This is a genomic window from Curtobacterium sp. MCLR17_031 (genome assembly GCF_003234775.2).
Lineage (GTDB): Bacteria > Actinomycetota > Actinomycetes > Actinomycetales > Microbacteriaceae > Curtobacterium > Curtobacterium flaccumfaciens.
In genome coordinates, this window is sequence record NZ_CP126270.1 from 370,158 (window position 1) to 395,267 (window position 25,110).

The following is a 25,110-nucleotide window of genomic DNA, read 5'->3' on the forward strand; positions in this document are numbered from 1 at the left end:
GACCGTTATGGTCAGTACATGACCAGATCGGACACTCCCCGCGTGCTCGTCCCCGGCGCACTCTGGACGGTCGCGGGAGTCGGATGGCTCGTCGGCGAAGCCGTCTCGGCGTCGGCGTTCCCCGGCTACAGCTACGCGACGAACTACATCTCCGACCTCGGGGTCCCCGACGTCGGCACGTTCCAGGGGCGGCCGATCGACTCACCGCTGCACGTGCTCATGAACACGACGTTCATCGGGCAGGGCGTCCTGTTCGGGATCGCAGCGGTGCTCGCCGCCGTGGTGTTCCGCGCCGCGTCCCGCCGTGCGCGGATGGCGACCGCGGTCCTCGCCGTGGTCCACCTGGTCGGGATGGTCCTGGTCGGCTCGTTCCACGGCAGCCAGACGAGCACCGACGGCGGCACCATCGTGTTCCACGTGCTCGGCGCCGCGGCAGCGATCACGACCGGCAACCTCGTGGCGATCACCGCCGGCATCGGGTCCCGGGCGCTGTGGGCACCGGCGGGCTACCGGATCGCGAGCGTCGTGCTCGGGATCGTCGGCCTCGTCTCCCTCGTGATGCTCGTCGTGGACTCGTCGTCGACGGTGATCGAGGTGCTCCCCGACGGCGTGTGGGAGCGTGCGTCCGTGTACACGATCGTCGCGTGGGAGCTCCTGACCGGGATCACTCTGCTGGTCGCGGGGACGCGGCGGCTGCGGACGGCGCGGGCTTCGGCGGTCGGCGCGTGACCCGCCCTGGGCGCCGTGCTCGGCCCTCCGCCGAGGAGATCAACGGGGGCGTCCTGGACATCACCGCCGGACTCATCGCCCGACGCGGCATCAAGGACACCGCCGTGCAGGCCGTCGCCGACCAGGCCGGCTACTCGAAGGCGGGCATCCTCGCCCGGTTCACGAGCAAGGAGCTGCTCGTCGAGGCCGCGCTCGCGCAGTGCACCGCGCAGACCGAGGCGATCCGGGCAGCTGCCACCGCCGCCCCCGTGGGGGAGCCCCGCGACGCCGCGGCGCTCGCGGGCATCGCCGACCTCGCCCTCGTCCGGCCGGGGTGGGCTGAGCTCGCGCTCGCGGCCTTCACCCTGCGACGCGGGGACGACGTCGGCGTCCGGCTCGAACCGGTCGCAGCGACGCTCCTCGACGTGTTCGGCATCGACATGGCCGACGCCACGGCCACCCCGCTCGACCGGCGTGCACGGGTCTCCGGGGCGTTCGGTGCGATCGTGATGCTCGCGCTGACGTACGAGACCGAGGCCTCCGCGGCGGAGGCCCGGCCGCACATGCTGCAGATCGGATGGGACGCCCTCGGCCACGACGGGCCCGTGCCGCTCGGGGTCGGCGGCCAGGCCCGCTCGGGGCCGTCGGCTAGGCCCGCTCGGACCTCGGCGGAGCGAGCAGCCACGGACGGATCAGCTTCGTCACGAACGGCAGCACCCAGAACGTCATGATCGGCGTGAGCACGACGGTCGTGATGAGCACCCGGGGCAGGATCGCGACGTGCGCGAACGCGGGGACGAGCCAGGCCGTCAGGTACGTGAACGCGAGGTTCACCGGGAAGAAGCCGAGCCAGATGCTCACGGACTGCTTCCACCGCGGGGGAGCGCTCGAGGCCGGGGCGTCCTGCGGGACGTCGAACCACCCCTCGATGCCGGTGCGCTTCTCGACGCGGGACTCCACCACCAGGTCACGGCCCAGGTCGAGCCAGCGCAGCCGGTCGTCGGAGTTCTCCCACGTCGCCAGGGAGTCGTGGTCGGCGAACCGGTAGAGCATGTGCCACTCGCGGGACTGCGCGGTGGAACGCACCCACCCCGAGCCGAGGAAGCCGGGGTAGCGGTTCGCCAGGTTCACCCCGGACTGCACCCAGCGGGTGACCTCGGGGATGCGGTCGGGTTCGACCAGGCGGGTGACGGAGACGGTGACGGGCGGGCCTGCGGTCTCGGATGACGACTGCAGGCTCCCAGGCTCTTGTGGAGTCATCCGACCAGTGTCCCGGACCCGTGTTTCCGGCTCGTGACACGTGCCGCGCGCGCCGGCTGAACGGATCCGCGTCGTCCTTCGACCACCGTCCCAGGCGGGTGCAAGACGATCATCTGGCGAACGCACCACCGAGAGGACCCCGATGCCCCACCCCGAGCCCACCACCACCCTCATCGCCACCGTCGACGGGCCCGACGGCGGCACGTACGAGGTGCGGCGGCTGACGCTCCCGACCGGTGCGTCGACCGGTTGGCACGTGCACGACGCGCGCCAGACCGGACTGGTGGTGCGCGGTGCGCTGACGCACGTCACCGAAGAGGCCACTCGGGTCGTCGGGCCGGGCCAGGCCCTGGTCGAGGAGCCGCGCATCGTGCACGACGGCCGCAGCGCCGGCACGGAGGACGCCGAGCTGCTCTACGTCGCCCACCTGCCGGCAGGTGCAGCGGCGTCGACCCCGGGCGAGCCACCAGCCAGCGAGGGGCCGGCCCGCAGCGCGCTCGTGACGGTCCCGCTGGGCCGGCCGCAGTTCGTGCACGCGCTGCGCTACACCGCGATGTACGCACCGAAGCCCTTCGCCGAGGCCCTGCTCGTCTACCGGGACAACGGCACGTACACGATCCTGTCCCCGGGGGAGGACCACCACGGCTGCTACGTCTCGGCGACCGATCCCGCCGAGGGGATGCGGCACGTCGCGTTCATGTCGTGGCCGTCCGCGGACTGGGGCCGGAACATCGCATCGCACACCCTGACCTTCGAGGCCGCGAGCGGCGCGTTCACCCAGGAGCTCCGGTTGCCGGGTGACCCGGTCCCGCGGGCGCAGTACGGGTACGCGGTGCCCGTCGAGGACCCGGAGTCGATCGACACCGGCGCCGGGTGGGCAGCGCTCCGCCAGCAGTACGCCGAGGTGTTCACCACGCTCGAGCGCCTGGCGGGCGGCGGGTCGACCGCGGCCTGAGCCGTCAGCTCGCCTGCTTCTTGGCGGCGGGCTTCTTGGCCGGGGCCTTCTTCGCCGGTGCCTTCTTCGGCGCCGACTTCGCGGGGGCCTTCTCCGTCGTGCTCTCGGCAGCCTTCTTGGTCGGTGCCTTCTTCGCCGGCGCCTTCCTGCCGGAGCCGGACGTGCCCGAGCCGGACGTGCCCGAGCCGGAACCGGACGACGACCGTGCGGTCGACGACGAACGCGACCCCGAGCCTCCTGTCCGCTTCTTGTCGACGGACGCACGCAGGGCGGCCATCAGGTCGAGCACGTCACCGCCCTCGTCGTCGTCCTCGTCGTCCTGCGCGCCGAAGGTCTTCTCGGTGTCGATGTCGTCGCCCGCCTCGAGCTTGGCGTCGATCAGCTGCTGCAGTTCCTCCTGGTAGGAGTCGGTGTAGCGGTCGGGGTCGAAGTCGGTGGACATGCTCTCGACGAGCGAGGACGACATCTTCAGCTCGTTGGCGCTGACCTTCACCGTCGTGTCGAGCGTCTTGAAGTCGGCGGCGCGGACCTCGTCGCCCCAGAGCAGCCCCTGCAGCAGGATGACCTCGTCGTGCACCCGGAGCACCCCGAGCCGGGTCTTCTGCCGCAGGGTGAACTGCACGATCGCCAGACGGTCGGTCTTCGCCAGGGTCTCGCGCAGCAGCACGTACGCCTTCGGCGAGCGCGAGTCGGGCTCCAGGTAGTAGGTCTTCTCGAACATCATCGGGTCGACCTGCTCGACGGGGACGAACTCGAGCACCTCGACCTCGTGCGACTGCTCCTCGGGGAGCTGCTTGAAGTCGTCCGCGGTGAGCACCACGGTCTTGTCGCCGTCGTCGTAGGCGCGCTGGATGTCCGCGTACTCGACCTCGTGGCCGAACTCGCACACCCGCTTGTACCGGATGCGGCCCTTGTCCTCGTCGTGGACCTGGTGCAGGGACACGTCGTGCGTCTCGGTGGCCGCGTAGACCTTGATGGGCACGTTGACGAGCCCGAACGCGATGGAGCCCTTCCAGATCGACCTCATGCGCACATGATGCCCGCCCGCACGCGTGCGTGCCCGGAGCCGTCGGTTCCTCCACAGGTCGGCCGTCCGGGGGATCGTTCCACGGATGTCCGGTTCGCTGGACCGCCGCGAGGCCGGCGCGAGCACGATGGGCCCATGAGCCAGCTCGACAAGCAGGACCCGCGCGACCAGTTCCCCCGTCCGCCGTTCCCCGCGCAGACCCAGCAGGGGTCCGGGCTGGCGAGTGCGATGGACCCCGCCCCCGACCACGGCGAGACGAGCTACATGGGCACCGGGCGGATGCGCGGGTACCGGGTGCTCGTCACGGGCGCGGACTCCGGCATCGGGCGCGCCGCGGCGATCGCGATGGCGAAGGAAGGGGCCGACGTGGCCCTGAACGCCCTGCCCGAAGAGCGCGAGGACCTCGAACAGGTCCGCGACGTCATCGGTGACCTCGGGCGCAAGGCCGTGCTGCTGCCTGGCGACCTGACGGACGAGGCCTTCTGCGACGTCCTGGTGCAGGACGCCGTCAGCGAGCTCGGCGGCCTGGACGCGCTCGTGCTGGTCGCGGGCCACCAGCAGGTGCACGAGGACGTCACCGAGCAGAGCACCGAGGACTTCGACCGCACGATGAAGGTCAACCTGTACTCGCTGTTCTGGCTCGTCCGTGCCGCGGTCCCGCACATGGCGCCGGGCAGCGCGATCGTGACGACCAGCTCGGTGTCCGCGTACCAGCCACAGGACCGCATGATCGACTACGCCGCGACGAAGGCCGCGATCATCACCTACACGAACGGGCTCGCGCGGCAGCTCGCCAGCAAGGGCATCCGGGCCAACACGGTGGTGCCCGGGCCGGTGTGGACGCCCCTGCAGCCGATCAGCTACCCGGGCGACGAGATCGCGGCGTACGGCCAGGACACCCCGTTCGGTCGTCCCGCCCAGCCCGTCGAGCTCGGCAGCGCCTACGTCTACCTGGCCGGGCCCGAGTCGTCGTACACGTCCGGCACGACCCTGACGGTGGCGGGAGCGACCGGGGTGGCGCTGTGAGTCCCGCCTCGCGCAAGACCGTCGTCCTGGTCGGGGACCGTCGGCTCGCGCTCACGAACACCGACAAGGTGCTCTACCCCGAGACCGGCACCACCAAGGGTCGGGTGATCGAGTACTACGAGCGGGTCGCGCCGTGGATGATCCCGCACGTCAAGGACCGCCCGGTGACCCGGAAGCGCTGGGCCAACGGTGTCGAGGGCAAGGTCTTCTTCGAGAAGAACCTGCCCGACTCGGCCCCCGACTGGGTGCGGCACCACACCATCCACCACTCGGAGCACGACAACGAGTACCCGATCGTCGACGACCTGCCGACCCTGGTGTGGATGGCGCAGCAGGCCGCGCTCGAACTGCACGTCCCGCAGTGGCGGTTCGGCCCACGCGGCGCGCAGCAGAACCCGGACCGGCTCGTCCTCGACCTCGACCCGGGTGACGGCGTCGGGTTGCCCGAGTGCGTCGAGGTCGCCGTGGCCGCGCGCGAGATCCTGCACGGCATGGGACTCGACCCGTACCCGGTGACGTCCGGCTCCAAGGGCATCCACCTGTACGCCGCCCTCGACGGCAAGGCGACGACCGCGCAGGTCTCCGACGTCGCCCACGAGCTGGCCAAGGCGCTCGAGACGGACCTGCCGGACCTGGTGCTGTCGTCGATGAGCCGTGCCGAGCGGAAGGGCAAGGTCTTCGTCGACTGGTCGCAGAACAACGGCAACAAGACGACCATCGCCCCGTACTCGCTGCGCGGCCGCGAGCGGCCGACGGTCGCGGCGCCCCGCACCTGGAAGGAGCTCGAGGAACGCGGGCTCGCGCAGCTCACGTTGGACGAGGTCCTCGAACGCCTGGAGGCCCGTGGGGACTTCCTGCACCCGGTCGCCTCCGCCTCGCTGGCCGTCGGGCGCGACGACCACGGTCACTGGGACAGCGACCGGACCGAGCGCGCGAACGACGCCGAGCAGCCCGCACGTGACCGGCTCGCCGCCTACCGGGCGAAGCGGGACGCCTCGAAGACGCCGGAGCCCGTGCCCGAGGGAGCGCCCACCGTGCGGAAGGACGGCACACCGACCTTCGTCATCCAGGAGCACCACGCCACCCGCGACCACTACGACTTCCGGCTCGAGCACGACGGGGTGCTGGTGAGCTGGGCCCTGCCGAAGGGCGAGCCGACCGACCCGGGCAAGAACCACCTGGCCGTGCAGACCGAGGACCACCCGCTCGAGTACGGGTCGTTCGAGGGCACGATCCCGAAGGACGAGTACGGCGGCGGCACGGTCACCATCTGGGACGACGGCACCTACGAGCTCGAGAAGTGGCGCGAGGGGCAGGAGGTCATCGTCACCCTGCACGGTCGGGCCGGCGGCGCTCGCCGTCTCGCGCTGCTCCACACCCGCGGCCGTGGCGGCGGGGACGAGAAGAACTGGCTCATCCACCGCACGAAGGAACAACCCGAACGGCTGGCGGACGGCAGCGGCTCTGCCGTGCCGGCGGCGGCGCGACGGTCGGAGCGGCCGTCGGACGGGCACGGCGATGCGCACCGCGCCGGGCAGCGACGGATCAGCGGGACCGCGGACGCCGAGACCCCACCGTCGGAGCGCCGGACGATGCAGGCGACCCTGGCCAAGGGGGAGACCCGGCTGGACCCGGCCGACTGGGCCTTCGAGATGAAGTGGGACGGCGTGCGCGCGCTGGCGACGGTCCGCGACGGATCCGTGACCCTGCGCAGCCGCAACGACAACGACCTGACGGCCCAGTACCCAGAGCTGCAGGAACTGGGCGAGCGGGCCGGCGTGGACGGCGTGTTCGACGGTGAGATCGTGGCCGTCGACGATCGCGGCCGACCCTCGTTCCAGCTGCTCCAGAACCGCATGGGCCTGACGAAGGCGCGCGAGGTCCGGAGCGCACAGGAGACCACGCCCGTGCGGTTCCTGCTGTTCGACGTGCTCGAGGCGGACGGGCACGAGCTCACGCGGCTCGGTTACGACGCCCGGCGGCAGGCACTCGAGACGGTCGTAGACCCCGGCGGTGCGATCGACGTGCCGCCGGCGGTGCAGGGCGACCTCGACGCGGTGTTGGCCGCATCGCGCGAGCAGGGACTCGAGGGCGTCGTCGCGAAGAAGCGGTCGTCGAAGTACGCCGAGGGGCGGCGGTCCGAGGCCTGGCTGAAGCTGAAGCACCACGCCACGCAGGAAGTCGTCGTCGGCGGGTGGAAACCGGGCAGCGGTCGGCGTGCCGGCGGGATCGGGTCGCTGTTGCTCGGAGTGCCCGGCCCCGACGGGCTGGAGTACGTCGGCAAGGTCGGCACCGGGTTCCGTGACCGCGACCTCGACGAGATCGCCGGTGTCCTCGCACCGCTGGAACGGAAGACCCCGCCGTTCGTCGACGTCCCACGACCCGACGCGCGGGATGCGCACTGGGTCACGCCGAAGCGCGTCGGCGAGGTCGAGTTCGCCGAGTGGACCGGCGACGGACGGCTCCGGCAGCCGTCGTGGCGCGGGTGGCGGGTGGACAAGGACCCGGACGACGTCGTGCGGGAGTCCTGAGGCACTCCGCTCGCTGTTGCCACATGCGTGCGCATGGGGTCCGCCGGTGGCGAACATCCGTCCCCCGTCCCGAGCCTGCGTGGGGGACAGTATCGGCACCGCTGGCCACGATCGGTCACGGGCTGTTACGTTCGCCGGGACGAAGGGGGCTTCGAAGATGAAATCGAGCAAGTACCTGCCGCCCTACACGGCTGCAGAGCGCGTCGCGATCGCGGGGGACGACCTGTCGCAGCGGACCGTCGAACGGGGCAGCGGCGCCACGGAGACCGAGGTCCGGTACGCGGACTTCCTCGCTGACGAGGACGACGACTGACCGGGGCGGCCCGAACACCTGACCGGGACGGTCTGGACACCTGACTGCTCGACGGGTCTGGCAGACCCGACGGCCCGCACGCTGGATCAGGGAGCGCACGGACCGTCGCCGAGGCACGTGACCAGCCGGTTCAGGGAGACCGACCACGAGGCCCCGCACCGGGCTCGCCGAAGCGCAACCGGTGGGTCCACTGGTGAGACGTGCCGAGTGACCGGATCGTCACACGACCGGCAAGAAGAAACGCCAGGCGACCTCGATGGTCGCCCGGCGATCTCGTCGGTGCGGGGGATCCCGTCGGATCAGGGCGGGGTCAGGCCGCGGGTGCGGGGCCGTCGGTGGGCACCGCGTGGTCGGCCACGGGCGCGTCTTCCTCGATGAGCTCGTCCTCTTCCGGCTCGACCACCTCGGCCGCGGCGGCCTTGGCCTCGTCGATGGACTCCTGGGAACGGCGGAGCAGGTCGTCGTCGTGTGCTGCCTGATCGGTCATGCCCAGCAACCTACGCGGGCGTCCCTGTGTCGGCGTCCCGACGGCGGGCTCCGTGCGTCGGGTCGTGCCGGCCGGTGTGCGGTGGCTCGAAGTCCACCGCTGACGTCGGTGCGGGCGTCGAGGGCATCGCCGGGGCGGCCGGCGCGCCGAACGCGTCGGCGGCGTCGAGCACCGCACGGGTGGCGGCCACGGCCGTCCGGAGCGCATCGCGGACGGGCATCGCCCGGTGCGCGGGGGTCCGGACCTCGACGCCCCACGGCTCGTCGAACCCGAGTTCGCGCACGGTCCGCACGAAGCCGGGCAGGTCCCACGCCCCCGCACCGGGCAGGTACCGTGCCGTCCGGGACTCCTCGGCGAGGGTCATCCCGCTCGGGGTGTGCAGCAGTCCGTCGCTCAGCTCGACGGCTGCGAGGACCCCGGGTGCGACGCCCTGCCGGATCGACGCGAGGGTGGAACCGCCGCGGAGTGCGTGCATGGCGTCGATGAGCAGGCCGCCGTTGGGGTGGCCGGCAGCGGTGACGAAGCGGGAGGCCCGTTCGATCGTGGGCAGGTTCGACCACGGTTCCGGTTCGAGCACGAGCTGCGCTCCGACGGCCTCGGCCTGGTCGGCGAGCACGATCCAGTCGTCGGCCATCGTCGCGGGGGATGCTCCGGGCAACGAGGTGTCGGCGCGCGCCACCACCTGCCAGGCGCTCAGCGTCGCCGCGGCCTCGAGCACGACCCCGCGGTCGGCGTCCTCGTCCTGGGTGCGGCTCGTGCACGTCCACCACCGGTCGAGCGGTCCGAGCTGGACCCAGACGATGCCGGCGGCGTCGAGCATGCGGCGCAGTTCGGCGAACCCCGTCGTCGCGCGGACCTCGTGCAGGTCGTCGAGGGACAGCGACAGGCCGGCGAACCCGGCGGCGCCGACGGCGTGCACGCGGTCGCGGATGCTCTCGTCGCCCGCCCACGTCCAGGACGTGGCGAGCAGGTCGTGTTCCAGCACGGTGGTACCTCCGGCAGTCCCGAGGTGTCCGCGTCGCCCCGTCGCGATGCGCCGCCCCGTGTCCGCCGCGGGCCCCACCCGCGACGATGCCCAAGACTTACCCGTGCTGCCTGCGAAGGCTCCCAGCCCGTCGACACATCGCCGACACGTGCTTCAGACGATCCGGGTCCGGACCTCGCCGACGCCGGCGATCGTGCCGACGAGCACGGCGCCGCGTTCCAGCACGCCGACGCCGTCCGGGGTGCCGGTCATCACGAGGTCGCCGGGCGCGAGCGCCACGGACCGTGACAGGGCCGCGATCGTCTCGGCGACCGACCAGATCTGGTCGGCCAGGTCGCCCGACTGCCGGAGTTCCCCGTCCACCGTCAGCTCGATCGCGCCGCTGGTCGGGTCGACCTCGGCCGCCGGGGTGATCGCCCCGATCGGTGCCGAGGCGTCGAAGCCCTTGGCCGTGTCCCACGGCCGCCCGAGTCGCTTCGCCTCAGCCTGCAGGTCGCGGCGGGTGAGGTCGATCCCGACGGCGTACCCCCAGACGTGTGCGAGCGCGTCGGCGACGGCGATGTCCGTGCCGCCGGTGCCGATCGCGACGACGAGCTCGACCTCGTGCTCCAGTTGCCGCGTCAGCGGCGGGTACGGGGTGTCGGCGCCGTCGACCACGACCGCGTCTGCCGGCTTGGTGAAGAAGAACGGCGGCTCGCGGTCCGGGTCGTGGCCCATCTCGCGGGCGTGCGCGGCGTAGTTCCGGCCGACGCAGAACACCCGGCGGACGGGGAAACGCGCGTCCGTCGTCGTGGGCACGGTCGGGAGGCTCGGGGCCGGGATGACGAGTTCGGTCACGGTCCCAGCGTGGCAGGCTCGCAGGGCATCGGTTCAGCTCTCACCGAAGGACGCCTCGTCCTTGAGCTTCCGCGCCCGTGCGCGCTCCTGGCGTTCGCGCCATTCGATGCGCGCCTGACGGAGCTCTTCCTCGGCGCCCTTCGCCCGCATCATGGGCCCGTAGTGCGGGTCCGCCAGCAGTGCGGGCGTCGTCAGTTCACGTCCGTCGAGCCAGCGCTTGAAGTCCTTGTCACTCAGCTTCGAGATCATCGTTCGCTCCTTCGATCGTCGCTGCGGTCAGGTCGTCGAGTGCCTGGCCGACCCAGCGGTCGTCCGCGGTCGTCCAACTGCGGGTCACCAGCGCAGCGGACATCACACCGGCGGCCGCGCGCTGTCCTTCGTCGTCCGAGGTCGCCCGGTCGGCGACCCATGACCAACGCTGCCACCACAGGTCGCGGTGCACCGAGAACTCTGCATTTCGGCGTCCTGCGCGCCCGTCGAGCACCGAGGCGACGAGCGCACCCAGCGCAACGGACGCGCTCGTGACCGACACGAGCGCGCTGATCCAGCCGATGTCCATGCCGGAACCCTGACAGCACGGAACCGGCCACGCGACGGGCGTGACCGGTCCTGTGGAGGGCGCTCCGGGCCTCCAGGCTTGTGGAGGAGTGCGTCAGTTGCCGGGCGCGGCCGCCTCGGTCTCGCCCGCACCCGGGTCGCCGCCGGTCCCGCCGCTGGCGGGCTCGTCCTGCGGCCAGCCCGCGAACTCCCAGCCCGCGAGGGAGGGGTGGTCCTCGCCCTTCGTGTACGCGAAGGTCCTCGCTGCGTCACGCGCCTCGGACAGCTTCGTGAGCAGGTCGGCGTGCACCTCGGCGTCCACCCGTGTCAGGGCGTCGTGGGCCAGTGCGAAGCGGTCCATCTCGTTGCGCATGAGCATGTCGAACGGCGAGGTCGTCGTGCCCTGCTCGAGGAACCCGTGCACGTGCAGGTCGTCGTGCCCGTTCCGGCGGTACGTCAGCTGGTGCACGAGGGTCGGGTACCCGTGGAACGCGAAGACCGTGGGCGTGCCGGGCAGGAAGAGCGCGTCGTACTGCTCGTCCGGGATCGGGTGCTCGTGTTTGCGCGGGTCACCGAGCGCCAGCAGGTCGACGACGTTGAGCACGCGGACCCCGACGCCGGGAGCGTGCTTCCGGATGATGTCGGTGGCGGCGATCGCCTCGACCGTGGGGACGTCACCGGCGCACGCGAGCACGACATCGACCTTCCCGACGGCCTGCTCGGTGCCGGCGAAGTCCCACACGCCGAGACCGGCCGCCGCGTGCGCGACCGCGTCGTCGAGGGACAGGAAGACCGGTTCCGGGTGCTTGCCCGCGACGATCACCTCGATGCGGTCCGTGGTCTCCATCGCGTGCGCGGCGACGGCGAGCAGCGTGTTGGCGTCGGCCGGCAGCTTGATCCGGACGAGGTCCTGCTGCTTCGACGCGACGACGTCGAGGAACCCGGGGTCCTGGTGGGAGAACCCGTTGTGGTCCTGTCGCCAGACGTGTGACGAAAGCAGGAGCGACAGGTTGGACACCGGCACCCGCCAGTCGATGTCGGTCGAGGACTCCAGCCACTTGGCGTACTGCCCGACCATCGAGTCGATGATGTGGGCGAACGCCTCGTAGGTGTTGAGCATCCCGTGTCGACCGGACAGCACGTAGCCCTCGAGCATGCCCTCGAGCAGGTGCTCGGACAGGACCTCGGTGACCCGCCCGCGTGCGGCGACGTGCTCGTCGCCGGCGGCGCGCTGGGCCCGCCAGACGCGCGAGGTCACGTCGAACACGGCGTCGAGCTTGTTCGAGATCGTCTCGTCCGGGCCGAACAGTCGGAAGGTCGAGGCGTTCTTCTCGATGAGTGCGGCGAGCCAGGGGCCGAGCGTGCCCGTGGCGGACGCCGTGGAACCGGCCTCGACCGCGTACGGCTCGAGCGGCGGCCGGTCGAGCGCGGTCCGCAGCCGACCGCCGTTGCCGTGCGGGGTGGCACTCATCCGCTCGTCACCGGTCGGACGGATCGTGGTCATGATGCCGACGGGGTGGCCGTCCTCGTCGAAGAGCTCCTCGGGGCGGTACGAGCGCATCCACTCCTCGAGCTGCGCACGGTGGCCGTCGTCCTCGCGCACCGCGGGCAGCGGCACCTGGTGTGCCCGGAAGGTCCCCTCGACCTGTTCGCCGTCGACCTCCTTCGGGCCGGTCCAGCCCTTCGGGGTGCGCAGCACGATCATCGGCCAGCGCGGACGCAGGTCCGCGGCACCGGCGGGCTGCCCCGCGGCGGCGCGGGCGGCCTGGGCACGGGCAGCGGCCTGGATGTCGTCGATGCCGGCGAGGGCGCGTCGGAGGGCACCGTCGAACAGGGCGTGCACCGCGTACGGGTCGTCGTCGACGCGGCGGGAGTCGACCACGATCGGGTCGTAGCCGAGCCCGCGGAAGTACGCGGTGAGGTCCTCGTCGGGGATGCGGGCCAGGACGGTCGGGTTCGCGATCTTCCAGCCGTTGAGGTTGAGGATCGGCAGCACGGCACCGTCGGAGACCGGGTCGAGGAACGTGTGCGCCTGCCACGAACCGGCGAGCGGACCGGTCTCCGCCTCACCGTCCCCGACCACGCACGCGACGACGAGGTCCGGGTTGTCGAGCGCCGCACCGTAGGCGTGCGACAGCGAGTAGCCGAGCTCACCGCCCTCGTTGATGGAGCCGGGGGTCTCCGGGGCGGCGTGCGACGGGATGCCCCCGGGGAACGAGAACTGGCGGAAGAACCGCTGCAGGTCGACGTCCTGGTACAGCTCGTTCCACGTGCCGTCCAGCCAGGCGTTCGCGTTCATCGCCGGACCGCCGTGCCCCGGGCCGCAGATGTACAGGAACTCGCGACCGGTCTCCGTGATCAGCGCGTTGCAGTGCGCGTACACGAGGTTCAGTGCGGGGGAGGTGCCCCAGTGGCCGAGCAGCCGCGGCTTGACGTCGTCGGGTTCGATCGGCCGGCTGAGCAGCGGGTTGTCCAGCAGGTAGATCTGCCCGACCGTCAGGTAGTTGGCGGCGCGCCACCAGGCGTCGACCGCCCGGAGCCGGTCGGTGGTGGAGATGTGTGCTGGAGCCATGGGTACACGGTACGAAACACCGGGTTGCAGCACCTCAGGAAACTCGTCCCAAACCGTTCGGGCGGGGGCGCCGAATGACTTGCACAGGGCAAAAGCCCAGGGCGCTCTCCGGTCACAGTTGGCCGGTACTCAGTGTGTGCACAGTGCACATTCGGCCACCGGCCGGAGCGCCTCCAGAGCAAAGGACTGATCACGATGCGTAAGAGCCTCAAGACCTCCATCACCCTCGCCACGACCGGCGCCCTCGTCCTCGGCGGTGCCGCGTTCGGGATCTCCTCCGCCCAGGCCGCGACCCCGAACGTCCACACGGTGTCCTCGTCGTCGTCGAAGATCCCCGCACCCGTCGCCTCGGTCCCCGAGGTCCTCGGTGGCTCCACCGCCGTGAAGCTCGACTCCGGCTTCACCGACGCCCTCACCGCCCTGAAGCTCACCCCCGGCGTCTCCGGCGATGCGACCCTGGCTGACGGGTCGGTGTCGTTCCCGATCACCGCCGGGTCGGTCACCTACTGGTCGCCGGATGGCAACTACCGCCCGTACGTGCAGGGCCTGCTGAACCACGACGACTCGGGGCTGACCCTGAAGGCCGGTGACACCACCGTCACGCTGGAGAACTTCGTCGTGAACCCGGGCTCGTCCAAGCTCTACGGCGACGTCCTCGTCAACGGCAAGGTCGCCGCGGCCAACGCGTTCCTGTTCGAGCTGCACGGCGGCTCCCTCAAGCCCCTCCAGCTCGAGGGCGACAACGCCATCCTCACCGGCACCACCGTCCACATCAGCGAAGACGCCGCCGGCCTGCTGAACAAGACCTTCGGCACCGACGCCGTCAAGCGCGGCCTCCTCGTCGGCACCGCCACCATCACCGCACAGATCAAGTAACACCCCGCACCACTACAGTCGGCCCGGACCACGCAGCAGCGTGGCCCGGGCCGACTTGCGTTGCGCGGCGAGCGTCGTGCGCCTGTTGGAACCGGGCGTACCTGGCGGAACCGGGCGTACCTGGTGGGTTCTTTCGACCAGGTACGCCCGTTCTTGCGAACCAACGCGCGCGCGATGGGAAAGAACGGGCGCACACGACGGACGGGAGGCCCAGTGCCAGCTGGCACCGGGCCTCCCGTCCGTCATGTGCGCACACCGCACCGGCGGCCGCCGTCGTCACGGGCTGAGCGACACCGCACGCGGTCGCGTCCGCGAGAACTGTCGCTCAGCGCGAAACCCCGGCCCCGAACCGCCCGGTCCGCACCGCGCCACCGCTCAGCGGCGCCGCCACCACCGCCGGGGCTTCGCCTCGAGCCGCGCCTGCTCAGCAGCCCGCGCGGCCGAAGCCATGCGCACCTCGCGGCGCTCCCGCCACGCGAGCACCTCGGCCTCGACGTCGCGCATCGGCGTCACCACCGGCGGCCCGCCGAGCAGCTGCCGCCGGGCCTCCTTCACCCGCGCGTTGAAGTCCACGAGAACGTCGCGCACGTCGGTCTCGAGCGACAGGGCGTCCAGGGCATCGTCGAGTTCGGCGTCCTCGGTCCGCAGCGCCAGGGCCGGCGGCGCGATGCCACGGATGTCCTCACGCTCGATCTTCGACTTGATCCACCAGTCCGGGTCGTGCTGCCCGTCGAGTCCCGGCAGTGGCTTGCCGTGGTACGGGTTGCCCTCGAAGACCCCGCGGCGCTCGGCCTCCGCGATCTGGGCCCGGGCGTGCGCGGCGACGTCGGCGGCCTTGAGCAGCCGACGTTCCTCACGTTCCGACCGCACCTCGTCGGGGTCGAGCGACCCCCGCTCGATCTCCTGGTCGACGAGCTGCTGGTAGCGGTAGCGCGCGGCCCTGCGGAGCCGGTCCATCCGTGCATCGACGTCGTTCATCGTCAGACCATGATGCCCCGCGCCCCCCGACGGTTCGTCCAGCCCGGTCAGGACTTCTCTGAGACTTCTTCGATGGTCAGCGCGGCCTGGATGAGCGCCAGGTGCGACAGCCCCTGGGGGATGTTCCCCATGAAGTCCCCGTCGACGGCGCTGAGCATCTCGCTGAACAGGCCGACGTCGTTCGCCTGCGCGACCATGTCGTCCATCAGCTGCTTCGCGTCGTCGACGCGTCCGACGCAGGCCAGGGCCGCAGCGAGCCAGAACGAGCACGCCACGAAGGGCGATTCCTCGTCCTGGATGCCCGAGTACCGGTACACGAGCGGGCCGTGCTGCAGCTGCTCCTCGATCGCCCGGATCGTGGACTCCATGCGCGGTCCGCGGTCGAACGCCGACATCGCGTGCAGCAGGATCGAGCAGTCGAGCGCGTCGGTACCCGGGTACATGACGTAGTGGCCGAGCTCCTCGTTCCACCCGTGCTCGGCGACCCAGTCCTCGATGAGCTCGCGGTTCTCGATCCACTTCTCGCGCGGGCCGTCGATCATCCCGGCGTCGTGCAGCTCGACCGCGGCGTCGAGCGCCTGCCAGCAGCCGATCTTGCTCGTCGTGTAGTGCTGCGCCTCCTGCAGCTCCCACATACCCGAGTCTGCTTCCGGCCAACGGTGGCACGCGTCGTCGGCCAGCTCCTGCAGCACCGCCGCCGTCTTGCGGTCGAGCACGTTGCCGGCCCGGACGTACTGGCGCATGATCTCGAACACGTCGCCCCAGACCCCGAGCTGCAGCTGGTCACCGGCGCGGTTGCCGATCGTGACCGGCCCGATGCCGTTCCAGCCCGGGACGTCACGCTCCTCGACGGTGTCGCTCTTCGACCCGTCGAGCCCGTAGAAGATCGGCATCGTCTCGTCGTGCTCGGCGATCGTGCGCATCACCCACGACACGGCGGCGTGCGTCTCCTCGCGCAGGCCGAAGCGGGTGAGCGCGTGCACCGTGTACGCCAGGTCGCGCACCCAGGCGAACCGGTAGTCCCAGTTCTTCCCCCCGGTGCGGTCCTCGGGCAGGCTCGTCGTCGGGGCCGCGGCGATGGCGCCGGTGGGGGCGAAGATCAGGAGCTTCAGGGCGAGGGCGCTGCGCTGGACCGCGTCCGACCAGGGGCCGTCGTAGCTGAACTCCTTCGACCAGGTCGACCAGTTCTCGATCGTCCGGTCGACTCCTTCGAGCGTGCGCTCCGGCTCCGGCAGGAAGATCGGTTCGTCGTGCGTGCCGACGATGGTCAGGATCGACTTCGAGCCCTCGGCGGTCGAGAACCGCCCGGAGAAGCGGGGCCCGTCGTCGTGCACCGGTTCGAAGCCCTGCTCGACGATCGCGATGGTCACGCCGTCGACGCCGATGACCGTGCCGTTCGCGGTGTCGAGTCGGCGCGGTTCCGCGGTGTTCAGGATCGTGCCGGGCACGACCGCCCACTCCATCTCGACCGACCCTTCGACCCCCTGCACGCAGCGGCCGATCTCAGCCCAGGGCAGGCGTCCGGCCACACCGGTGACCATGGCGTCGGTCACGGTGGCGGTGCCGGACGGGGTCGTCCACGTCGTCACGAGCACGTTCGTCCCCGGCAGGTAGGCGCGGGACACCTGCGCCTGGTCGTCCACGGGCCGCAGGGCGACGTGTCCGCCGTGCTCGGCGTCGATGATGCTCGCGAACACCGGCGGCGAGTCCATCGACGGGATCGGCAGCCAGTCGATCCGGCCGTCGAGTGCGATGAGGGCGACCGTCCGCCCGTCGCCGATCGCGCCGTACGAACGGAGCGGGACGTACCCGTTCGTCCGTTCCTCGTTCTCGGTCGCGTCGGGGGTGTCTCGCGTGCGCTCGGTCATGCGTCCAGCCTGCCCCGGCCCCGGTGGCGACCATCAGGCGGACGTACCCCTCGTGGAGAACGCACGCCGGGCCTCCCGCCTGTGGAGAACCACCGGCGAACCGCCGGAGCACCCCAGGACAGCCGCCGGCGAACCCTCGGCGCCCAGCCGACACGCCCACGCGGCTTGCGCATCCCGGGCGTGTCGCACTAGCGTCGTCCTCCTGCCGATCAGGCAGACCGCCCGCCCCGGGCACACCGGAAGGACCGCGCATGCGCAGCGTGCAGCACAACGAGGAACGCGTCGAGCTCCAGCTCGCCGCGGCCGCCGTGCTGCCCGAGCAGCAGTGGTCCCTCCGCTATCCCGCGTAGGCACGCGACGTCCCACGACGCCCCGTGCCCACCCGGCCCGGGGCGTTCGTCAGCACCGCTTCCCTCCGTCCGCCACGTCCGGCGACGACCAGGAGGCCCGGCGTGCGACCGTCTCGGACCGTCACCTCGACCGTCACGAAAGCGAGACGACTCCATGAAGAAGATCAACGACCGATTGCTCAGCTGGGCCTCGATGCTCGAGGACAACACCGAGCAGCAGGCCCGCACGACCGCGCGCATGCCGTTCGTGTTCCCGCACCTGGCCCTCATGCCCGACGCACACCTGGGCCTCGGGGCCACCGTCGGGTCGGTCATCCCGACCCTCGGCGCGATCATGCCGGCGGCCGTCGGCGTGGACATCGGCTGCGGCATGATCGCGGTCCGCACGCAGTTCACGGCCACCGACCTGCCCGCCGACCTGCAGGGCCTGCGCGAGCAGATCGAGCGCGCGATCCCGCTGTCGGCCGGTGCGTCGAACCGGAAGATCGTGGCGACCGCCGCACCCCGGATCGCCGAGCTCGAGGCGATGGCCGAGACCGCGGGGTTCGACCCCGACGGCGTGCACGGCGGCTGGCGGAACCAGCTCGGCACGCTCGGGTCCGGCAACCACTTCATCGAGGTCTCCCTCGACGAGCAGGACCGGGTCTGGCTCTTCCTGCACTCCGGGTCGCGGGGCGTCGGGAACAAGATCGCGCAGCGCCACATCAAGGTCGCCAAGAAGGCCATGGAGCGCTGGTGGATCCAGCTGGCGGACCCCGACCTGGCGTACCTGGTCGAGGGCACGCCGGAGTTCGACCGGTACATCGCCGAGCTGCGGTGGGCCCAGCACTTCGCGCTGCTCAACCGCGAGGAGATGATGGACCGCGTCGTGCGGCAGCTGTCCGAGGCCGTCGGCACGCCCGTCGACGAGCGCGAGCGGATCAACTGCCACCACAACTTCACGCAGCGTGAGACGCACTGGGGCAAGTCCGTGTGGGTCTCGCGCAAGGGTGCGATCCAGGCGAAGGCCGGTCAGCCCGGCCTGATCCCGGGGTCGATGGGCACCGCCTCGTACGTGGTCGAGGGGCTCGGCAACAAGCCCTCGCTCGAGTCGTCCCCGCACGGTGCAGGTCGGCTGTTCTCGCGAGGCGCTGCCCGGCGGACCTTCACCCACGAGCAGCTGCGCGAGGCGATGGCCGGCATCGAGTACCGCGACACCGACGCGTTCCTCGACGAGATCCCGGCGGCCTACAAGCCGATCGACCAGGTCATGGCGGACGCCGAGGACCTCGTGTCGATCCGGCACACCCTGCGGCAGGTCGTCAACGTGAAGGGCGACTGAGACGCGCCCACCAGCGGACGGGAGGCCCGTGGCGGCACCGCCACGGGCCTCCCGTCCGCCACGGGGCGGACCGCACGGCCCGGCGCGCCCCGGACAGGACGGCACGCGTCGGGCACGCTGGTGCGTGATGAGCGACACGGCGGAGCACGCAGCGAAGGAAACCGGCCGACAGGTCCGGCGGGCGGCCGACAGCCGCTGGTTCGAGGTCACGGCACGCGCCGGGTTCGTCGGCAGCGGCATCGTCCACCTGCTGATCGGGTACCTGGCGATCCTGCTCGGCATCGGCAACGCGTCCTCCGGTGGCGAGACGGACCAGTCCGGTGCGCTGCAGCAGATCGCCGCGGTCCCCGGCGGGGTGTTCCTGCTCTGGCTGATCGCCGTCGGCACGGCCGCACTCACCGTGCGCCTGGTCGTCGAGGCGATCGTCGGCGGCCGTTCCGACACCACACGGGGCTGGCTCGCCCGGCTGAAGGACGTCGCGAAGGCCGTGGTCTACGGCGTGATCGCGTACTCGTCGGCCTCGTACGCGCTCGGCGCCGGGTCGAGCTCGAGCAGCTCGTCGCAGAGCGCCGCCGCGAAGACCCTCGCGACACCGGGCGGGGTGTTCGTGCTGGTCCTGGCCGGGGCGATCGCCGTCGCGGTCGGCATCGGCCTCGTGGTGATCGGCTGCCGCCGGTCGTTCCGCAAGCAGATCACGCGACCGTCGGGCCAGCTCGACCGCGTGGTCACCGTGCTCGGCGTCGTCGGGTACGTCGGCAAGGGGATCGCCGTGGTCATCGTGGGCGTGCTCATCGCCGTCGCGGGGCTGCAGAGCGACCCCGACCAGGCCACCGGCCTCGACGCCGCGTTCGACGCGGTGCGGAGCATGCCCGGTGGGGTGTTCGTCCTCGTCGCGATCGGCATCGGGTTCCTGGCCTTCGGCGTCTACAGCTTCTTCCGCGCGCGGTTCGCCCGCCTCTGACCCGCGGGCGCACGGACGACCGGACCGGCGCGGACTTTCGCACTGCGCGACACCTCACGGGCCGGAGCGGGCGTGAAGTGTCGTTGAGCCCGTGAACTCGCCGCCGCCGCGCCTGAGCGGGCACGGACCGCCCCCGCGGTAGACGGGGTCGATGCGCACCAACGCCACCACCGGCCCCGCGACCGTCTTCGCCGACGCCCGAGCGGTCCTCGCCGAGAGCATCGTCTAGGACCCGTCCGCACAGCTGCTCCGATGGGCCGACATCACCCTCGGCACCCTGAACACCGCCGAGGCCGACGGCACCGTGCGCTCGAGCGTGCCGCTGCCGCCCCCGCTGGCCAGCTTCCAGCCCCGGGTCTCCGGCGGGTTCGTCGCGGCCCTCGGCGACACCGTCGTGGTGACCGACGAGCAGGGTGCCGTGGAGCGCGAGATCGCCCGCGTCACCCACAGCACCTCGGGCAACCGGTTCAACGAGGGCAAGTGCGACCCGTTCGGCCGGTTCCTGGTCGGCAGCATGAACGTGACGACCGGCGAACCCGACGCGGCGCTCTACTCGATCGACGCCGACGGCACGACCCGGGTGCTCCGCGGCGGCTTCGGCGTGACGAACGGCATGGAGTGGTCGGCGGACGGCAGCACGATGTACGTCACCGACACCAGTGCCTCGACGGTCTTCCGGGGGTCGTACGGCCCGGACGGCGAGCTCGGCGAACTCGAGCCGTTCATCGTCGGTCAGGCGCACGACGGCCTGGTCCGCGACGACGAGGGCTGCTTCTGGAGCGCGATCTACGGCGGGGCCCGCGTCGAGCGCTACGGGCCGGACGGCTCGCACCTGGAGACGGTGGAGCTCCCCGTCGCCAACCCGACGTCGGTGGCGTTCGGCGGCCCGGACATGTCGACGCTCTTCGTCGGGACGGCCCGCGAGAACCTCACCGAGCAGGACCTGGAGCAGGCGCCCCGGTCCGGCGCGGTCTTCGCGGTGCCGACGTCGGTGCACGGGTTCCCCGCGAACACCTTCAGCGGCTGAGCACGTCGTCGCCGCCCGTGCGGACGGCGGCCGGGTATCCTGGGCGACCGCCCGACCGGAGGAGACCCACGTGGACGACGAACGCCAGGCACCGCGGCCGGACCCGGCCGGCGAGCTCGCCGAGGCCGAGGACGCCGACGTCACGGTGCAGGTGGACCGGGTCGCGGTCGACGGCACCTACGTCCGGGTGAGCTCGATCGGTGAGCCGGGCGAGCGGGCCTTCGTGCTCGTCGCGGGGCTCGGCATCGCCTCGACGTACTACGAGCGGCTCGCCCCGCACCTCAACGAGAACGGTCCCGTGCACGCGCTCGACCTGCCGGGCTTCGCCGGGGTCCCGCGGTTCCGGGGGAAGGTCTCGATCGAGCGCTACGCCGACGCGGTCGAGCGGGTCATCGACGACCTCGGGCTCCAGGACCCGGTCCTGGTCGGGCACTCGATGGGCACCCAGGTCGTCACCGAGGTCGCCGCCCGCCGTCCGGGGATCTCCGACCTCGTGCTCATCAGCCCGGTGGTCGACTCGTCGGCACGGACCGTGCGGCAGTCGGCGTTCCGGTTCCTCCGGTCGACGCTGCACGAGCCCGCCGCGGTCCGCTGGCACGGCATCACGGCGTACGCACTGTGCGGCTGGCACTGGTTCCGGAAGGTCCTGCCGCGGATGATCGCGTTCCCGATCGAGGAGCGCGCCGCCCTCGTGCAGGCCCGCACCCTGATCGTCCGCGGTGAGCACGACGCGATGGTGCCGCGGGACTGGGTCCGTCGGTTGGCGCGGGTGTTCCCGTACGCGGTCCTCCGCGAGGTCGTCGACGGCGCACACTCGGTCATGCACGCGCAGGCCGACGCGGTCGCGCGGCTCGCGGTGGCGCACGTCGACCACCGGATCCCCGACCGGGGCGTGTCGTCGCTGCAGCGGGTGCGCGACGACTCGACGTCGTCGGACCTGGCGCGGCTCAGCCCGGGGGATGCCTGGTTGCTGGTCAAGTCGCGGTTCATCGAGCTGTTCGGGATGGCCCGGAACGACGACGAGACGCTCGAGGCGGCCAAGTCCGCACACGCCGTCGCGATGGCGGACGGCGACGACCTGCCGGTCGACCCGGCGGACCGCCGGGCGGTCGTCGACGAGGTCGCGCCGGAGTCGAAGTAGCGAGCACGGTCGAAGTAGCCAGCACCGTCGAAGTAGCGACCACGGTCGGACCAGCGTCCGTCGCGATCTGCGGGTGACCGCCTGGAGGCCCGGTGCCGGTCCGACGGACCGGCACCGGGCCTCCAGGGCGTCGCGACCACCGCGACGGGCGAGCGGTCAGGGTGTGATGCGGCCCGGCAGCATGTCGGGCGTCAGCGCGTTCGCCTCGGCGAGGACCTTGCGGGCTTCGTCGGTCTTGTCCCACACGTTCCAGAGCAGCACGCCCCGGACCGTGTCGTCGTCGTCCAGGTAGTAGACGACGCCGGTGACGGTGGGGTCCTGCCAGTCCTCGACCGTGCGGAGCTTCGAGCTGACCTGTCCGACGGCCTCGTACCCCATGTCGAAGACGTCGGAGTAGAACATCGGCGTGTGGTCGTAGGTCTCGTCGGCGTCGGCCAGGTTGCGGCCGGCCTGCCGACCCTGCTGCTGGGCGTTGTCGACGTGCTCCACCCGGCGGGTGCCGAGGATCCGGTCCGGGTACTCGGCGACGTCACCGGCGGCGAACACGGAGTCGTCGTCGGTGAGCAGTGTCGAGGTCACCACGATGCCGTCGCGGACGGTGAGTCCGGCGTCGGCGGCGAGCTGCGTCGCGGGTTCGATGCCGAGTCCGGCGACGACCGCGTCGGCCTCGACCACGGAGCCGTCGTCGAGCGTCAGTCGCACGCCGTCGGCCGTCTCGGTGCCCTCGGACACCCGGCGGCCGGTGCGGAGCTCGACGCCGTGGTCGACGAAGCGCTGCTGGAACGCCCGGGCCAGGTCGTCGGGGAACATCCGTCCGCCGACGACCTCGTCCGGGTCGACCAGCGTGACGCGCGCACCGTTTTGCACGATGCCCGCCGTGATCTCCTGACCGATGTACCCGCCGCCGACGACGGCGACGTGTGCTCCGGCGTCCGCGAGTTCACGTAGCCGGCGGTAGTCCGACGCGCTGCGGTAGTCGAGCACCCGTGCCGACGGGGACAGCCCCGGCAGCCCGCGGGGCTTCCCGCCGGTCGCGAGCAGGAGTCGCTCGTAGCCGTGGGTCGCGCCGTCGGCCGTCGTGACGGTCTTCGCGGCACGGTCGATCGCGGTGACCGCGGTTCCCAGGACGAACTGCGCTCCGGTCTCCTCGGTGTGCAGGTCGACCTTGTCGTCCCAGCTGAAGTCCGGGTCGGTCCAGAGCTTCTTCGACAGCGCGGGCCGGGCGTAGGGCCGGTCGACGTCCTCGCTGAGGATGCCGATCGACCCGTCGGTGTCGAGCTCGCGGATGCCGCGGGCAGCGGCGTCGGCGACCATCCCGCCGCCGACGATGAGGTAGCGGAAGTCGGTCATGACGCCTCCTGGCGGTGCTGTGGTGCCACGATCAGATCGTGGCGACCGAGCCGGAGTCGACCCGGTAGTTGGCGCCGTTCACGAAGCTGGCGAGGTCGGAGCACAGGAAGGCCACGACGTTCGCGACCTCTTCCGGCTCGCCGCGGCGCTTCAGCTCCATGTACGGCCGCTCCTCTTCGAGGAAGCTGCCGATGGCCTCGTCGAACGACGTTCCGCGCTGCTTGGCCCGCTTGTCCATCATCGCGTCGGTCATCGGCGTGTGGATGAACGCGGGGGAGACCGTGTTCACCAGCAGGCCCTCGGAGGCGTAGGAGCGCGACAGGCCCTTGGCGAACGAGAGCACCCCGGCCTTGGCCGCGCAGTAGGGCAGTTCGTCGTCGTACGGCTGCGAGGCGTCCTCGGACACCAGGTAGACGATGCGTCCCCAGCCGCCCTGGCGCAGGTCACCGATGAACTCGCGGGTGATCCGCACCGGCCCCATCAGGTCGATGTCGATCGTCTCCGCCCAGCCGGCCTCGTCGATCTCGTGGAACATGCCCTGGGCACCGGTGACGCCCGAGGACTGCACCAGGATGTCGATCTCGCCGACCGCTTCACGCACCTTGTCGTGCAGGGCGGCGAGGCTCTCGGCGCTCCGCACGTCGGCGGCGAAGGCGTGCAGCTTGCCGAGCGGCGCCTCGAGCTGGTCCGCACTGATGTCCAGACGGCTCTGGTCGATGTCGGTGACGACCACGGTCGCACCCTCTGCCAGGAGGATGCGCGCCGTGTTCCAGCCGATGCCGGAGTCGCCGCCGAAGACGAGTGCGGTCTTGCCCTGGATACCGAGGTCCACTCGGGCCCCTACGCGTGTGCCGACGCGTCGGCGACGGCGGGCGTGGTCGCGGAGGCCAGCGGGGTGCTGGGCGCGCGGTTCTCGGCGGAGACCATCCACGCGAGCTGCTCGAGGCGCTCGATGAAGCCGTGGAGCAGGTCCGCGGTCGTCGGGTCTTCCTCGTCGACCTCGTCGTGGACGTCGCGCATGGTGCCCGTCGCCTGGTACAGCCGGAGCGTGACCTGGTCGATGGCGTCGTGCGTGGTGATCTCGCCCGAGGGGAACGCGTCGAGGTGGCTGCCCGCGGAGACGGTCGCCGAGCGGCCGTCCGGCACGAGGTACAGCGCACGCATGCGCTCGGCGGTGTCGTCGGCGAACTCACGAGCTGCGTCGACGATCTCGTCGAGCTGCAGGTGGAGGTCGCGGAAGTTGGTGCCCAGGATGTTCCAGTGGGCCTGCTTGCCCTGCAGGTGCAGGTCGATGAGGTCCACGAGGACCGCCTGGAGGTTCTTGGCCATCTTGTCCGAAGCGTGCATGGTTGTGGCTCCTTTCGCGTCGGTGTGACCGTTCCGGTCTACGCGGTGCCGCAGTGCACGCTCTCAGTGCGCTCGGAGGCAGCGTCCCCCGAGGTCGTCCGGTGCAGGGCTGCTCAGTGCGACGGCGCGGGGTCGACCTGGTCGACGGCGTCGCGCATCTGCTCCAGGAACCCGGCGACGATCCGCGCCTCGGACGCGGGGAGCCCCTCGGCGATCGACATCATCCGGCGGTGCATCACGCCGAGCGTGGCGCGGACCTCGTCGTCGGTCTCGGTCGTCGGCGTGATGACGAGGGCCCGGCGGTCGGTGGGGTGCGGGTCGCGGCGGACGTGGTTCGACTTGACCAGGCGGTCGATGAGGATGGTCGTCGAGGCCGACGAGATCTTGAGGTACGCGGCGAGGTCCTTCGGGCTCACGGCGGTGCCGGAGCGCTGCGCCTGCAGCAGGAAGCGCACGGCGAGCAGGTCGGTCTCGCCCATGCCCATCGAGTCACGGGTCCGGCGGCGCATGGCCGTCTCGGCGGATCGGTACCGGCGCAGCGCGTTCAGCACCGCGACCCCGCGTTGGGTCGCGTCGTCGTCCGGGAACCAGTACCCGGACGCCTCGGTGATCTCCTGCGTCGACATGGCGTTCAGGGTAACCCGTCTCGTATC

The 25,110-nt window shown here is 71.4% G+C and carries 25 protein-coding genes; 11 read left to right on the forward strand and 14 right to left on the reverse strand.

The window, feature by feature from the left end; all coding sequences use genetic code 11:
• Positions 1–18: 18 nt before the first annotated feature.
• Together DEI96_RS01915 and DEI96_RS01920 are read left to right on the forward strand one after the other, a co-directional pair.
• Complete coding sequence (locus DEI96_RS01915; protein WP_111024906.1) at positions 19–729, forward strand: DUF998 domain-containing protein; 711 nt, start codon at positions 19–21, stop codon at positions 727–729.
• Positions 726–1,439 carry a TetR/AcrR family transcriptional regulator gene (locus DEI96_RS01920; protein ID WP_181440602.1) on the forward strand — a complete coding sequence of 238 codons (714 nt, stop codon included), beginning with the start codon at positions 726–728 and terminating at the stop codon, positions 1,437–1,439. Before DEI96_RS01915 ends, DEI96_RS01920 begins: the two co-directional genes overlap by 4 nt.
• Here DEI96_RS01920 and DEI96_RS01925 read toward each other — a convergent pair.
• Complete coding sequence (locus DEI96_RS01925; protein WP_035809639.1) at positions 1,357–1,968, reverse strand: antibiotic biosynthesis monooxygenase; 612 nt, start codon at positions 1,966–1,968, stop codon at positions 1,357–1,359. The two genes, DEI96_RS01920 and DEI96_RS01925, sit on opposite strands and share 83 nt — an antisense overlap.
• Before the next feature lie 142 nt (positions 1,969–2,110).
• On the opposite strand from DEI96_RS01925, the gene DEI96_RS01930 reads away from it, so the two are divergent.
• Positions 2,111–2,923, forward strand: a complete 813-nt coding sequence (locus tag DEI96_RS01930) for a cupin domain-containing protein (RefSeq protein ID WP_111024904.1) — start codon at positions 2,111–2,113, stop codon at positions 2,921–2,923.
• A gap of 4 nt (positions 2,924–2,927) precedes the next feature.
• Here DEI96_RS01930 and ku read toward each other — a convergent pair whose 3' ends face one another.
• Positions 2,928–3,950, reverse strand: coding sequence for a non-homologous end joining protein Ku (gene ku, locus DEI96_RS01935; protein WP_111024903.1), 1,023 nt, complete (start codon positions 3,948–3,950; stop codon positions 2,928–2,930).
• 135 nt (positions 3,951–4,085) lie between these two features.
• On the opposite strand from ku, the gene DEI96_RS01940 reads away from it, so the two are divergent.
• The 3 genes from DEI96_RS01940 (at position 4,086) to DEI96_RS01950 (ending at position 7,820) form a co-directional block, all read left to right on the forward strand.
• Entirely contained in the window at positions 4,086–4,976 is an 891-nt protein-coding gene (locus DEI96_RS01940; RefSeq protein WP_111024902.1) for an SDR family oxidoreductase, read from the forward strand.
• Positions 4,973–7,507, forward strand: coding sequence for an ATP-dependent DNA ligase (locus tag DEI96_RS01945; protein ID WP_111024901.1), 2,535 nt, complete (start codon positions 4,973–4,975; stop codon positions 7,505–7,507). Before DEI96_RS01940 ends, DEI96_RS01945 begins: the two co-directional genes overlap by 4 nt.
• 157 nt (positions 7,508–7,664) lie before the next feature.
• The gene (locus tag DEI96_RS01950) at positions 7,665–7,820 is read left to right on the forward strand and encodes a hypothetical protein (RefSeq protein ID WP_181440601.1); all 156 of its coding nucleotides are present in this window, start codon (positions 7,665–7,667) and stop codon (positions 7,818–7,820) included.
• Between the two features lie 310 nt (positions 7,821–8,130).
• Here DEI96_RS01950 and DEI96_RS01955 read toward each other — a convergent pair whose 3' ends face one another.
• From DEI96_RS01955 to DEI96_RS01980, 6 genes are all read right to left on the reverse strand, one after another.
• Positions 8,131–8,307 (reverse strand): hypothetical protein, encoded by a 177-nt coding sequence (locus DEI96_RS01955; protein WP_155896953.1) that lies wholly within the window; start codon positions 8,305–8,307, stop codon positions 8,131–8,133.
• A 10-nt stretch (positions 8,308–8,317) separates the two neighbouring features.
• On the reverse strand, positions 8,318–9,292 hold the full coding sequence (locus DEI96_RS01960; RefSeq protein WP_146246977.1) for a sugar phosphate isomerase/epimerase family protein: 975 nt from the start codon (positions 9,290–9,292) through the stop codon (positions 8,318–8,320).
• 153 nt (positions 9,293–9,445) lie between these two features.
• Positions 9,446–10,129 (reverse strand): fumarylacetoacetate hydrolase family protein, encoded by a 684-nt coding sequence (locus tag DEI96_RS01965; RefSeq protein WP_111024899.1) that lies wholly within the window; start codon positions 10,127–10,129, stop codon positions 9,446–9,448.
• A 33-nt stretch (positions 10,130–10,162) separates the two neighbouring features.
• Positions 10,163–10,378: a hypothetical protein gene (locus DEI96_RS01970; protein ID WP_110893998.1), complete on the reverse strand. Its 216-nt coding sequence runs from the start codon at positions 10,376–10,378 to the stop codon at positions 10,163–10,165.
• The gene (locus DEI96_RS01975) at positions 10,359–10,688 is read right to left on the reverse strand and encodes a hypothetical protein (protein WP_111024898.1); all 330 of its coding nucleotides are present in this window, start codon (positions 10,686–10,688) and stop codon (positions 10,359–10,361) included. Before DEI96_RS01975 ends, DEI96_RS01970 begins: the two co-directional genes overlap by 20 nt.
• A gap of 93 nt (positions 10,689–10,781) precedes the next feature.
• A complete protein-coding gene (locus tag DEI96_RS01980) occupies positions 10,782–13,238 on the reverse strand; it encodes a phosphoketolase family protein (RefSeq protein WP_111024897.1) in 2,457 nt (818 codons plus the stop codon).
• Between the two features lie 195 nt (positions 13,239–13,433).
• On the opposite strand from DEI96_RS01980, the gene DEI96_RS01985 reads away from it, so the two are divergent.
• Positions 13,434–14,114 (forward strand): hypothetical protein, encoded by a 681-nt coding sequence (locus tag DEI96_RS01985; protein ID WP_071247112.1) that lies wholly within the window; start codon positions 13,434–13,436, stop codon positions 14,112–14,114.
• Positions 14,115–14,489: 375 nt separating this feature from the next.
• Here the strand turns inward: DEI96_RS01985 and DEI96_RS01990 are convergent, their stop codons facing one another.
• Both DEI96_RS01990 and DEI96_RS01995 read right to left on the reverse strand, forming a co-directional pair.
• A complete protein-coding gene (locus DEI96_RS01990) occupies positions 14,490–15,092 on the reverse strand; it encodes a DnaJ family domain-containing protein (RefSeq protein WP_027464989.1) in 603 nt (200 codons plus the stop codon).
• Positions 15,093–15,139: 47 nt separating this feature from the next.
• Complete coding sequence (locus DEI96_RS01995; protein WP_111024716.1) at positions 15,140–16,960, reverse strand: glycoside hydrolase family 15 protein; 1,821 nt, start codon at positions 16,958–16,960, stop codon at positions 15,140–15,142.
• A gap of 504 nt (positions 16,961–17,464) precedes the next feature.
• Here DEI96_RS01995 and DEI96_RS02000 point away from each other — a divergent pair.
• The 4 genes from DEI96_RS02000 (at position 17,465) to DEI96_RS02015 (ending at position 21,760) form a co-directional block, all read left to right on the forward strand.
• The gene (locus DEI96_RS02000) at positions 17,465–18,631 is read left to right on the forward strand and encodes an RtcB family protein (RefSeq protein ID WP_111024715.1); all 1,167 of its coding nucleotides are present in this window, start codon (positions 17,465–17,467) and stop codon (positions 18,629–18,631) included.
• Positions 18,632–18,758: 127 nt separating this feature from the next.
• Positions 18,759–19,592 (forward strand): DUF1206 domain-containing protein, encoded by an 834-nt coding sequence (locus DEI96_RS02005; RefSeq protein ID WP_017886500.1) that lies wholly within the window; start codon positions 18,759–18,761, stop codon positions 19,590–19,592.
• A 244-nt stretch (positions 19,593–19,836) separates the two neighbouring features.
• On the forward strand, positions 19,837–20,619 hold the full coding sequence (locus DEI96_RS02010; RefSeq protein WP_258372980.1) for an SMP-30/gluconolactonase/LRE family protein: 783 nt from the start codon (positions 19,837–19,839) through the stop codon (positions 20,617–20,619).
• Positions 20,620–20,689: 70 nt separating this feature from the next.
• Entirely contained in the window at positions 20,690–21,760 is a 1,071-nt protein-coding gene (locus DEI96_RS02015; protein WP_111024714.1) for an alpha/beta fold hydrolase, read from the forward strand.
• 156 nt (positions 21,761–21,916) lie between these two features.
• Here the strand turns inward: DEI96_RS02015 and DEI96_RS02020 are convergent, their stop codons facing one another.
• The 4 genes from DEI96_RS02020 to DEI96_RS02035 form a co-directional block, all read right to left on the reverse strand.
• Positions 21,917–23,110: an NAD(P)/FAD-dependent oxidoreductase gene (locus DEI96_RS02020; RefSeq protein WP_111024713.1), complete on the reverse strand. Its 1,194-nt coding sequence runs from the start codon at positions 23,108–23,110 to the stop codon at positions 21,917–21,919.
• Between the two features lie 31 nt (positions 23,111–23,141).
• Positions 23,142–23,942: an SDR family NAD(P)-dependent oxidoreductase gene (locus tag DEI96_RS02025; protein WP_111024712.1), complete on the reverse strand. Its 801-nt coding sequence runs from the start codon at positions 23,940–23,942 to the stop codon at positions 23,142–23,144.
• Between the two features lie 8 nt (positions 23,943–23,950).
• Complete coding sequence (locus DEI96_RS02030; RefSeq protein ID WP_017886495.1) at positions 23,951–24,457, reverse strand: Dps family protein; 507 nt, start codon at positions 24,455–24,457, stop codon at positions 23,951–23,953.
• 113 nt (positions 24,458–24,570) lie between these two features.
• Complete coding sequence (locus DEI96_RS02035) at positions 24,571–25,083, reverse strand: MarR family winged helix-turn-helix transcriptional regulator (protein WP_111024711.1); 513 nt, start codon at positions 25,081–25,083, stop codon at positions 24,571–24,573.
• Positions 25,084–25,110 lie beyond the last annotated feature (27 nt).

Coding starts and splice junctions, on each gene's coding strand:
- DEI96_RS01915 (WP_111024906.1), top strand. CDS start 19: ATGACCAGATCGGACACTCCCCGCGTGCTCGTCCCCGGCGCACTCTGG.
- DEI96_RS01925 (WP_035809639.1), bottom strand. CDS start 1,968: ATGACTCCACAAGAGCCTGGGAGCCTGCAGTCGTCATCCGAGACCGCA.
- DEI96_RS01930 (WP_111024904.1), top strand. CDS start 2,111: ATGCCCCACCCCGAGCCCACCACCACCCTCATCGCCACCGTCGACGGG.
- ku (WP_111024903.1), bottom strand. CDS start 3,950: ATGAGGTCGATCTGGAAGGGCTCCATCGCGTTCGGGCTCGTCAACGTG.
- DEI96_RS01940 (WP_111024902.1), top strand. CDS start 4,086: ATGAGCCAGCTCGACAAGCAGGACCCGCGCGACCAGTTCCCCCGTCCG.
- DEI96_RS01950 (WP_181440601.1), top strand. CDS start 7,665: ATGAAATCGAGCAAGTACCTGCCGCCCTACACGGCTGCAGAGCGCGTC.
- DEI96_RS01955 (WP_155896953.1), bottom strand. CDS start 8,307: ATGACCGATCAGGCAGCACACGACGACGACCTGCTCCGCCGTTCCCAG.
- DEI96_RS01970 (WP_110893998.1), bottom strand. CDS start 10,378: ATGATCTCGAAGCTGAGTGACAAGGACTTCAAGCGCTGGCTCGACGGA.
- DEI96_RS01975 (WP_111024898.1), bottom strand. CDS start 10,688: ATGGACATCGGCTGGATCAGCGCGCTCGTGTCGGTCACGAGCGCGTCC.
- DEI96_RS01980 (WP_111024897.1), bottom strand. CDS start 13,238: ATGGCTCCAGCACACATCTCCACCACCGACCGGCTCCGGGCGGTCGAC.
- DEI96_RS01985 (WP_071247112.1), top strand. CDS start 13,434: ATGCGTAAGAGCCTCAAGACCTCCATCACCCTCGCCACGACCGGCGCC.
- DEI96_RS01990 (WP_027464989.1), bottom strand. CDS start 15,092: ATGAACGACGTCGATGCACGGATGGACCGGCTCCGCAGGGCCGCGCGC.
- DEI96_RS01995 (WP_111024716.1), bottom strand. CDS start 16,960: ATGACCGAGCGCACGCGAGACACCCCCGACGCGACCGAGAACGAGGAA.
- DEI96_RS02000 (WP_111024715.1), top strand. CDS start 17,465: ATGAAGAAGATCAACGACCGATTGCTCAGCTGGGCCTCGATGCTCGAG.
- DEI96_RS02005 (WP_017886500.1), top strand. CDS start 18,759: ATGAGCGACACGGCGGAGCACGCAGCGAAGGAAACCGGCCGACAGGTC.
- DEI96_RS02020 (WP_111024713.1), bottom strand. CDS start 23,110: ATGACCGACTTCCGCTACCTCATCGTCGGCGGCGGGATGGTCGCCGAC.
- DEI96_RS02030 (WP_017886495.1), bottom strand. CDS start 24,457: ATGCACGCTTCGGACAAGATGGCCAAGAACCTCCAGGCGGTCCTCGTG.
- DEI96_RS02035 (WP_111024711.1), bottom strand. CDS start 25,083: ATGTCGACGCAGGAGATCACCGAGGCGTCCGGGTACTGGTTCCCGGAC.